13 protein-coding genes are annotated in these 10,195 nt (G+C 35.2%); 11 read left to right on the forward strand and 2 right to left on the reverse strand.

What is annotated here, in order from left to right; translation table 11 throughout:
* Positions 1-243: 243 nt before the first annotated feature.
* Positions 244-609 carry a BlaI/MecI/CopY family transcriptional regulator gene (locus tag HMPREF0367_RS07360; protein ID WP_022355747.1) on the forward strand — a complete coding sequence of 122 codons (366 nt, stop codon included), beginning with the start codon at positions 244-246 and terminating at the stop codon, positions 607-609.
* Positions 610-684: 75 nt separating this feature from the next.
* Here HMPREF0367_RS07360 and HMPREF0367_RS07365 read toward each other — a convergent pair whose 3' ends face one another.
* Positions 685-2,058 (reverse strand): NAD(P)/FAD-dependent oxidoreductase, encoded by a 1,374-nt coding sequence (locus HMPREF0367_RS07365; protein ID WP_035402861.1) that lies wholly within the window; start codon positions 2,056-2,058, stop codon positions 685-687.
* An 89-nt stretch (positions 2,059-2,147) separates the two neighbouring features.
* Positions 2,148-2,858 (reverse strand): purine-nucleoside phosphorylase, encoded by a 711-nt coding sequence (gene deoD, locus HMPREF0367_RS07370; RefSeq protein WP_035402862.1) that lies wholly within the window; start codon positions 2,856-2,858, stop codon positions 2,148-2,150.
* A 100-nt stretch (positions 2,859-2,958) separates the two neighbouring features.
* Here deoD and HMPREF0367_RS07375 point away from each other — a divergent pair, with 100 nt between their 5' ends.
* The 10 genes from HMPREF0367_RS07375 to HMPREF0367_RS10315 form a co-directional block, all read left to right on the forward strand.
* Positions 2,959-3,834, forward strand: a complete 876-nt coding sequence (locus tag HMPREF0367_RS07375; protein ID WP_035402864.1) for a YitT family protein — start codon at positions 2,959-2,961, stop codon at positions 3,832-3,834.
* A complete protein-coding gene (rnmV, locus tag HMPREF0367_RS07380; RefSeq protein WP_022355750.1) occupies positions 3,831-4,367 on the forward strand; it encodes a ribonuclease M5 in 537 nt (178 codons plus the stop codon). The genes HMPREF0367_RS07375 and rnmV overlap by 4 nt, the downstream gene beginning before the upstream one ends.
* A complete protein-coding gene (gene rsmA, locus HMPREF0367_RS07385) occupies positions 4,351-5,229 on the forward strand; it encodes a 16S rRNA (adenine(1518)-N(6)/adenine(1519)-N(6))-dimethyltransferase RsmA (protein ID WP_428829654.1) in 879 nt (292 codons plus the stop codon). The genes rnmV and rsmA overlap by 17 nt, the downstream gene beginning before the upstream one ends.
* On the forward strand, positions 5,201-6,040 hold the full coding sequence (gene ispE, locus HMPREF0367_RS07390; protein ID WP_035402869.1) for a 4-(cytidine 5'-diphospho)-2-C-methyl-D-erythritol kinase: 840 nt from the start codon (positions 5,201-5,203) through the stop codon (positions 6,038-6,040). The genes rsmA and ispE overlap by 29 nt, the downstream gene beginning before the upstream one ends.
* Entirely contained in the window at positions 6,037-6,246 is a 210-nt protein-coding gene (locus tag HMPREF0367_RS07395; RefSeq protein WP_015535650.1) for a DUF1146 family protein, read from the forward strand. Before ispE ends, HMPREF0367_RS07395 begins: the two co-directional genes overlap by 4 nt.
* A gap of 2 nt (positions 6,247-6,248) precedes the next feature.
* On the forward strand, positions 6,249-7,175 hold the full coding sequence (locus tag HMPREF0367_RS07400; protein ID WP_015535649.1) for a rod shape-determining protein: 927 nt from the start codon (positions 6,249-6,251) through the stop codon (positions 7,173-7,175).
* Position 7,176: 1 nt separating this feature from the next.
* Positions 7,177-8,271: an MraY family glycosyltransferase gene (locus HMPREF0367_RS07405; protein WP_248660674.1), complete on the forward strand. Its 1,095-nt coding sequence runs from the start codon at positions 7,177-7,179 to the stop codon at positions 8,269-8,271.
* Between the two features lie 56 nt (positions 8,272-8,327).
* Positions 8,328-8,885, forward strand: a complete 558-nt coding sequence (locus tag HMPREF0367_RS07410) for a hypothetical protein (RefSeq protein WP_022355755.1) — start codon at positions 8,328-8,330, stop codon at positions 8,883-8,885.
* A gap of 128 nt (positions 8,886-9,013) precedes the next feature.
* The gene (locus HMPREF0367_RS07415) at positions 9,014-9,481 is read left to right on the forward strand and encodes a DUF2798 domain-containing protein (RefSeq protein ID WP_015535646.1); all 468 of its coding nucleotides are present in this window, start codon (positions 9,014-9,016) and stop codon (positions 9,479-9,481) included.
* A gap of 163 nt (positions 9,482-9,644) precedes the next feature.
* On the forward strand, positions 9,645-10,195 hold a 551-nt coding region (locus HMPREF0367_RS10315), incomplete at its 3' end, for a DUF3737 family protein (protein ID WP_211237384.1).

Genomic DNA, 10,195 nt, shown 5'->3' on the forward strand with positions numbered 1-10,195 from the left:
CAAGATAAGTTGATTAAATGGTATGAATTTATAAATTATAGGTAATTATCTTTCAAAAATGTTCGAAATTGTTTGTTAATTTTATTGATTTTGACTGAAATTTTTCTAAAAAAAAACAATTTTTTGACAATTATAGTTCTAAAATTCTTGTTTATGTTATAAATTTTTGTTAAATTAATAGTATGTATTAGATTATAACGTTTTATATACCTAATATGGAAATCGGATTGGAGGTCCTAGATCATGGCAACAAAACATTTAACGGTTCGAGAAAACGAAATTATGGAGATTTTCTGGCATTCTGATAAGCCTTTAAGTGCTAATGACGTATATAATGTTCAACCCGAATTAAGTAAAAATACGATTCAGGCTGTGTTAAGAAAACTTCTTAAAATGAATTATCTAGAAGTAGCAGGCATTGGCTATAATAAAAATTCTTTAACCAGAGAATTTAAGGCTTCTATTTCTCAGAGTCAGTATTTCAGTAATTTCTTAGTAGAAAGTGAGTCTTTTCAATTGGCTTGTCAGTTTGTCAAGAAAACAAAAGACACAAAATCACTTGAAGAACTTGAGAACTTGATTCAGGAAAGAATTAAAAAATTATCTTAATTTATTAGGGTTTGATCTTAGTATCAGATCTTTTTTTGTCAAAAAAAAGCCATAGATTTCTATGACTTTTCGATTTTATAGGTTTTCGGCAATTGTTCTTGCGACATACACCCCAGAAGCACTTGCGTGACTTAATGAGTGTGTAACTCCTGAGCAGTCTCCAATAACATACAAACCTTTATGTTTTGTTTCAAGATGTTTATCTACTTTTACCTGCATGTTATAAAACTTAACTTCAACACCATACAATAAAGTATCATCGCTTGCCGTTGAAGGACACACTTTATCTAAAGCATAGATCATTTCGATGATGTCATCTAATTGACGTTTAGGGATAACTAAAGATAGATCTCCTGGTGTCGCTTTTAAAGTAGGAGTTACAAATCCTGATTCAATACGACTAGGTGTTGATCTTTGGCCTCGAATCAAATCGCCAAAACGTTGTACGATAACTCCGCCTCCTAACATATTAGAAAGACGAGCGATGCTTTCTCCATACTGGTTACTGCTGGAGAAAGGCTCTGTGAAATGATTTGATACCAATAAGGCAAAGTTTGTGTTATTTGTAAAACGCGCAGGATCTTCATAGCTGTGTCCATTTACTGTAACGATACCATTTGTATTTTCGTTAACGACAACACCTTTAGGGTTCATACAGAAAGTACGAACACGGTCTTGATATTTTTTAGAACGATATACGATCTTTGATTCATATAAAGAATCTGTTAATTCACTGAATGTATCAGCTGAGAGTTCAACGCGAACACCAATGTCAACACGATCGCTTTTTGTCTCAATTCCTAGATTAGAGCAGATAGATTCCATCCACTTGCTGCCAGAACGACCGGTAGAGATGATACATTGTTTTGAGGTAAAGGATTTATTTTCACTTTTTACCTGATAGCCATCATCTAGTTTATCAACACTTTGGATTGCTGTATAGAAATGGAAATCAACACAATCTTTTAACTGGTTATAAAGATTTTCTAAAACAATGTAGTTGATATCCGTTCCTAAGTGACGGACTTTTGCTTTTAAAAGATGAAGATCATTTTGCAGACACTTTTTGGCAATGGTTGGATCCTGGTTGGCATAAAGTCGAGTTTTGGATCCTCCGTATTTGCAGTTGATCTCATCAACATATTCCATTAGATCAATGGCTTCTTGTTTTCCAACATAGGCATATAAATCACCACCGAATTCATTTGTGATGTTGTATTTTCCATCACTAAATGCTCCGGCTCCACCAAAACCATTCATGATGGCACAAGTCTTACAATTGATGCAGGACTTAATTTTCTTTCCATCAATTGGACATTTTCTTTTTTCTAATGGTCCTCCGGTTTCGAAGATACCAATTTTCAATTCTGGTTTTAGTTTGATAAGTTCATAAGCGGAAAAGATTCCACCGGGACCAGCCCCGATGATAATGATGTCATAATCGTGCATGTTTTTTCCTCCAAAAGGCCATGTTTTTAATTTTGATCAGTTAGCCGGAATAATTATACGGATGGTCAAACTATTTTACAAGTGAAAAACTATATTCTTAATGTTGTTTCTAATGCCAGTTTGATCATAGTATCAAAACTGTTTTCTCTTTGTTTGCTGGTGAGGTTTTCATCGTGGACAAAGGAATCAGAAACAGTACAGATGCAGGCTGCTTTTTTATTTAAGACATGGGCATTATGAAATAAGGCAAAGCTTTCCATTTCCACGGCTGCACATCCATTTTTAATGGCGATGTCTTGTGCTTGATTTGTTTCATGATAGAATACGTCACTAGAATGAAGGCGATATTCTTTTAGATCGATGTTCATGATTTTAGCAGTATCTTTGATTGCTTGGTTGATTGAAGGGGATGGATATTGAACATCACTTCCTTCACCGGATTGAACTTTGGCAAATGTGGATTCAGACCAGCAGGATTTAGCTAATAATACATCCATGGCATGAAGTTCTGGTATATATCCGCCACATGAACCAACGCGTATGATGGTATCTACATCATAGAATTTATACAGTTCATAGGAATAGATACCAATGCTTGGCATACCCATCCCAGATGCCATAACAGAAATTCTTTTGTTTTTGTATGCTCCCGTATAGCCTAAAACATTGCGTACAGTGTTAAAACAAATTGAATCATCTAAATAGTTTTCAGCAATGAATTTTGCACGTAAAGGATCGCCGGGCATTAATACGATTTTGGCAATTTCATCATTTTGTGCAGTATTGTGTGGTGTACTCATAAAGAACCTCCTCTTAATATAAGAATATCATATTCATTGGTTTTATTGACAGAAAAAGAAACAAAGGATATTATTCGTAATATAAAAGAGGATACCAATCATGGAGCGAAAACAAAACTATCTAAAAGATTTGATTTATATATTAATAGGAAACCTCATTGTCGCATGTGGCGTTTCATTTTTTGTATTACCTAATAATATATTAACAGGTGGGGTATCTGGTGTTGCGGTAGCTTTGGAACCTTTGATTCATATTGATCCAGTATGGATGATCAATGGGTTGACAATCGGTTTATATTTATTGGGGGCTTTGCTGCTGGGTAAGACTTTTGCACTTAAATCACTGGTCTCTGCTATTTGTTATCCTGTGTTCATTACTTTAACTTCATATATCTCTAGTTTGTTGGAACCAGGAACCTTTATTATGGAAGAATACTTAGCTGCTATATATTCTGGATTAATCATGGGTGTAGGCGTTGGACTTGTTTTTCGTGTAAATGCATCTACAGGTGGGATGGATATTCCAGCACTGATTCTGCATAAGTATGCCAAGATTCCAAGTGGAGATGCAGTTATGATCATTGATTGTTTAACAGTCTTGCTGGGAGTTTATACATATGGCTTGAGTGCAGCTCTTGTTGGTGTGATTTCTGTTTTTGTTTCAGGTCAAGCCATAAATAAAACAGTAATGCTGGGGTCTCAATCGGCTAAGAATGTTTTGATTGTTTCAGAAAAATGGGAAGAGATTCGAGACTATCTATTGAATAAGATGGAAAGAGGCGTTACGGTCTTGAATGCAACCGGTGCTTATACTAAAAGTAATCGACCGGTATTGATGTGCGTTATTTCAACAAAACAATATCCTTTATTTGAAAAGGATGTAATGTGTTTTGATCCTAAAGCCTTTATTATCGTGCAGGATGTACATGAAGTAAGAGGTTATGGATTTACTTTTGAGGATGAGGATCTACAATGAAAGAACATATAAAAGAAGTAATTGTCGTGGAAGGTAAAAATGATACCAATGTTTTACAGAGTTATTTTGATTGTGATACGATCGAAACAAGCGGAGACAGTACAAACCCTTTGGTATTAGAAAGAATCAAAGAAGCTCAAAGAGTAAGAGGTGTAATCGTTTTTACAGATCCAGATAGGCCGGGAGAACATATTCGTCGCTGGATCCAGGACAATGTGCCGGGCATCAAGCATGCCTTTATTGCTAAAGATAAGGCAAAAACAGAGAAAAAAGTTGGTGTAGAGCATGCAAATAAAGAAGATTTATGGCAGGCACTAAATCAAATAGTGAGTTTTGAAAACAATGAAGAAAGCCTGTCTTGGCAGGATTATATAGATCTGGGTTTTGTGGGGAATGCAATATTTCGCAATCGCGTGTGTGAAATGGTTCATATCGGTCCGTGCAATGCCAAAACATGCTTTAAAAGATTAAATCAAATGCATATAACACGAGATGAAATTGAAAAATTATTAGAGGATGAAAAGAATGGATAGACCGATTGCGACGATCAAACGAACGAAAGAAATTCAGGAAAAATATAATGTTTTCACAAAAAAAAGCTATGGGCAAAACTTTATCATTGAACCACGGGTGGTTGAGAAAATTGCGGATGCGGCTATAAAATCTAAAGATGAACTGGTGTTCGAAATAGGGCCGGGTATTGGTGCTTTAACGCAATATCTAACGATGAAATCGGATCAGGTCATCGCTTTTGAAATTGATGATCGCTTGCCTGAAGTGTTGGAAAATGAAATAGGGTATGATCACTTAAAAATCGTTTTAAAAGATATTTTAAAAGTAGATATCAACGAAGAGATAAAAAAATATAGAAAACCGGATCAGAAGGTTGTATTTGCTTCAAATCTTCCTTATTATATTACGACGCCAATCTTGTTTAAGCTTTTTGAAGCAACCGAGCCTATTGAAAGAATTACGGTGATGATGCAAAAGGAAGTGGCGGATCGTTTTTTGGCAAGTCAAAACGATAAGGAATATAATGCGCTGAGCGTTATTACTCAATATCGATGCGATATCAAAAAAGTTATGGATGTATCTAGACATGTTTTCTGGCCAAGTCCTAATGTGGATTCGGCTGTCTTACAGTTTACATTTCATCACAAGTACAATTTAAAAGATGAAGAGCTTTTCTTTAAGATGGTAAAAGCTTGTTTTGTGCAACGTAGAAAGACGATCTACAATAATTTCCAGACTTTATTCAAAGATAAAGAAGAAGCTTTGCAGCTACTTGAGAAGGCACAATTAAAAAGTTCAATCAGAGCACAACAATGCACTCTAGAGGATTTTATTAGATTATATGAGGTAAGTTATGAAAGTTTATGCACCGGCAAAAGTTAATTTGGGCCTGGATGTAGTCAGGACCATGGAAAATGGATATCATGAGTTGGATATGATCATGGCTCCAATTTCTTTATATGATGAATTAGATATCGAATATGCAGATCAAGATAAGATCGAAATTGAAAATATGGAACTTAGTGAAGATAATACGATTTCTAAAACACTTGGCTTATTAAGAGATTGTTATGATATTAAACATCACTATTTGATTCGTGTTAAAAAAAATATTCCTAGTCAAGCTGGACTTGCCGGAGGAAGTGCGGATGCGGCAGCGGTATTGAAAACTGTTTTAGAACTTGAAGGGATAGAGGTTGAAATGGAAGAAAAATTGAATTTGGCTAAGCAAATTGGTGCTGATGTCCCATTTTGTCTAGTTAATCAGTTTTCTAGAGTAAAAGGAATTGGTGAGAAGATTGAAATTTTGGATACCAATTGGAAATTCAACATCTTACTTGTAAAACCTGATTTTGGGGTTTCCACACCAGAAGCATTTCGGTTGTGGGAAAATCAGGAGAAATTCCATCCGGATATTGACTATGTTCAAATGGCTTGTGAGAATCAGATATTGGATTTATTGGTGCAGGCTATGGGGAATGCCTTAGAACCCGTAGCATTTGAATTAAGGTCGGAACTTGCCAAAATTAAAGAAGAAATGTTGGATTTAGGTATGGTTCGCGTCATGATGTCTGGATCTGGTTCCAGCATGATGGGCTTTTGTATTGATGAAGATGTCTTACAAAAGGCAAAGAGTGTATTAGAAAAACGATATGGTTTTGTTGAGGTCGTAAGTGTGGGGGCGAAATTATGATAGCTTCTTTGATAAATTATATTGTTTTTTTTGCGTGTTTTGGTTTGAGTTTTTATGCGCTCAGTGTTATTAAGTTTGAAGATTTCTGTAAAGTCAAACAGCCCGGAAAAGTTACCTTGTTGATGTTCTTATTGTCATTGGCTTTGGCATATCTTAGCTCACAGGCTATATTGAGCTTGACGATTTATAATGGGTTAGGGGTGTAGAGATGTTTGCTCACTGGATTGCGCTGGATCCTGGTTCGAATTCCTTACGTCTTTATGATTACTTCAATGATAGAGAAGTTTGTTTAAAGACTTGTATTGCGTATGATAAGCAAAAAATGATTGCCCTGGCTGAACAGGCGCTTGCTTATGTTTACCAGAATAAAAAAGATATAAAAGTAAGATACCCGATCAAACAAGGTGATATATTAAATGATGTTACTCCTTTGATTCGTCAAGCACTCAAAGAGCTAAAGGTCTCTCAAAATGTATTTAAACCGTGTTTTTTGGTGTGCTTGAATGAAGATGTTAGTGATGAACAAAAGTTAAAGTGGCAGCAGCAACTTGCAGCTTGTAAGGTCCGTAAAGTTGAATTCATTACGCCAATGGAGGTTTTACAGACAGAGCAAGCTTGTTTTATCATCCATGCCGGTCATTCTTATACTGAGATGGGGATTTATGCTCATGGACATGAATTTGCCCATAAGATCATTTATTTTGGTGGTATGGGAATGGATGAAAAAATCAAGATGACCATTGCACAAAAACAGAATTGTCTTATTTCCAATGAAGATGCCAGCGCTTTAAAAGAAGCTGTTTCACAAGCTTTTAAGATGAATAAGAATCCTATGCTGCAGTGTATGGCAATGGATCGATATGGAAAACTTGTCAATATACAAATAAGGGCATCTGATTTATGGCCAGCCATGGAAGAGCAGATACTTCAAGTTGTTTTGTGGGCAAAACATTGCTACATGAATATGGGAAGCGAGATGAAGCAACGCTTGATGAATAATGGAATCATGTTAAGTGGTGGATTAGCAAACTGTTTTGGACTCAAGGAAGCTTTAAAACATGAGTTTGACTGCCCAATTATTTGCACAACTAAGCCTGAATGCGATATTATAGAACAAATGAAAGGATTGAAGTAATTTGTTTGATATCACAATGCTGATCGTGCCTTTTTTCATTTCTCTTGGATTGACACCACTCATAAAAAAATACTCAGTGATTGCCAAAACATATGCTAAGGAAAATGAAAGAACGATCCATCATGGAAAAATATCACGTATCGGAGGGGTTGCCATCTATGTCTCTTTTATCATCTCAATGGCTTTGTTTGTGAAGGCGGATATGGCTGTTAATGGAATGATCTTAGGTGGAAGCTTGATGTTTTTTGCAGGCTTGATCGACGATCTGATCGATATGAAACCTTTGGTAAAACTGGCATTTGAAGTATGTGCAGCTTTCATTTTGGTAGCTTTTGGCGTTGGTGTCGATGTTTTACGTTTGCCTTTTGGTATCACAATAGATTCTATTGCTCTTTCTATTGTGTTTACGATCATATGGATTGTGGGTATTACCAATGCGGTCAATTTGATTGATGGATTAGATGGTTTATGTGGCGGTATGAGCGTTGTGATCTTTGTGGTTATTGGTTGTATTGCTATTGTTGAAAGAAGAATGGATATTACGATCATTACTTTTCTTTTGGCAGCCAGTATATTTGGCTTTTTGGTTTATAATGCACATCCTGCCAGCATTTTCATGGGGGATTGCGGATCTTTGTTTTTAGGATTTATGATTTCGGCAATTAGCTTGTTAGGGTTCAAAAGTTCAACAATCGTAACTTTGGCTTTGCCAATGCTTTTATTGATGCTGCCAATCATAGATACTTTATCAGCTATCTTACGAAGGACCTTAAAAGGAAGAAAGTTTTTAGAGGCAGATAAAAGTCATATTCACCATTTATTGATGAAGCAGTTCGGCCATAGAAACACGGTCATTATCATGTGTGGTATTACGACTCTATTTGGCTTTAGTGCTTTTGTCTATATGTTGAATGAGATGTTTGGCTTGTTGGCAATCATGATCATTTTGTTAGCCGTAGAAATATTTATTGAAAAATCAGCGATGATTTCAGAACATTTTCATCCTATCCTGGGGATTTGTCGAAGGGGTCTGAATAGGATAAAGTTGATCACAAAAATAATAAAAGAACATAAAGAGAAGAAATCTGCAAAATAGCAGATTTTTCTTTATTTTGTCAGGATTTTGTCACTTTTTTTTGTTTCAATAAAATTATGGAACCAAAAAAATGGATGAGTGAAAAGGAAATCATATTGAAATCCAAACATCTTGGGCCGATGGTTGAAGATGCTTTCTATCAAGAAAGAATGATGATCCTAAAACTAACTGATAAAGAAAAATTTGATTATATGGTATCTAAGATGAATTACTGTAAACGTAAAGAGTATTCATCAGGGAAGGCTTTGGATCTTAATGTGAATAAGGGCGACCTTGCCTATATAGATTTCGGTCAAGCCTACCAGCATGAAATAGGATATTTGCATTTTGGCTTGGTCATGACAGTAAAAAGAGGGAAAGCCTTTGTAGTGCCGTTAAGTGGAAAATACAAAGCGTATTTAGAAGCTTATGATAATAAGGGAAATCCTACTGGAAAAAGACATTTGATGCGTTTAGGGTATATAGAAGGGTTGACTAAAGTATCTGTGTTGTTTATCAATGATTCAAAATGGATCAATACATCTCGTATTATAGAAATTAAGGCACATATTGATGTGAATGGAGAGATATTTAAAGAAGTTCAAAAACGTATTATAGAGATGATCATTGAATAAAAGATTTATAAGTTTCCTTTGATTTTTTGTTGGGGATGTGGTAAACACTTATCTGTACAACGAGCAGATCAAAACGCAAGTCCAGTTGTTTTGAATCGGCTCGTTTTTTGTTTGATAGGAGGAGAAATATGCCAAAAACAAAATTTCAAGATTTGACTTTTACGGTAATCATGGTATTGATCTTTGTTTATGTCATGACTTTTTACAATGCTGGAATGGAAAATGGAGTTACTTTTTCTACATTTGGGTATGCGCTAAAGAATATGTGGGTGGAAGTAATAGGGGCCTTTATTGCCCAGAGGTACATTGCTTCTAAAATTGTGAAAAAATTAGTTGCAAGAATCTTTGATGAAAATGATAAACCTGTTTTTAAGCTCCTGGCGACAGCGGGATTTACTGTATCTTTAATGGCTCCAATTATGACTTTTTATGTATCGTTTTATCATTTTGGATTTTCGTCTGAATTTCTAGGCCATTGGTTAAGTAAGCTGGTACTTAATTTTCCTTTTGCCCTATGTGCTCAAGTATTTTATGTTGGACCTTTGGTGCGCTGGATATTTAGATCGTTGTTTAAAAAGCAGTTGGCAACCAATTAGAAGATTTATTCAAAGGAGGTGGATCATCCTAATATAAATGCTTCATCTTTTTTTCAAAAAGACTTGACTTAAAGTTAACTTTAGGGATTAGTATAAGGCCTGCGTTATGTAGGAGGTCAAATATGTATATAGAAAATCAAACATTTGATGAAGAAAGAGCTCTATATGGGATAAAAATGCAACTGTTCGAAATTGTCTTTTCGATGGTCCTAAGGATGGGGAGAGTGCATTTAAGGAATGTGAAAATATAACAGTAGAACACACAAAATTTAAGCTGCGTTATCCATTTTGGCATGATCATGGTTTAAAAATCAAAGAATGTGAATTAACAGAAAACTGTCGAGCTGCTTTATGGTATGGAGATCATATTGAAATTGAAAAGACAAAAATGCATGGAATCAAGGCATTAAGAGAATGTAATGATATAGTCATCAAAGATTGTCAAATTAATTCCAGTGAATTTGGCTGGATGTCAAGAAATATCCAGGTAAAAGATGCAAAAGCAATAAGTGAATATTTTATGATGCGAGCAGAAAATGTTCGGTTTGAAAATGTAGAGTTTACAGGGAAATATTCATTTCAATATTTGAAAGATGCATATTTTGAAAACTGTGTACTAGATACAAAAGATGCTTTTTGGCATAGCGAAAATGTATGGGTCAGAAACAGTGTGGTCAAAGGAGAGTATTTGGCATGGTATTCTCATGGTCTGGT

This window comes from Faecalitalea cylindroides ATCC 27803, from assembly GCF_000469305.1.
Taxonomy (GTDB): domain Bacteria; phylum Bacillota_I; class Bacilli_A; order Erysipelotrichales; family Erysipelotrichaceae; genus Faecalitalea; species Faecalitalea cylindroides.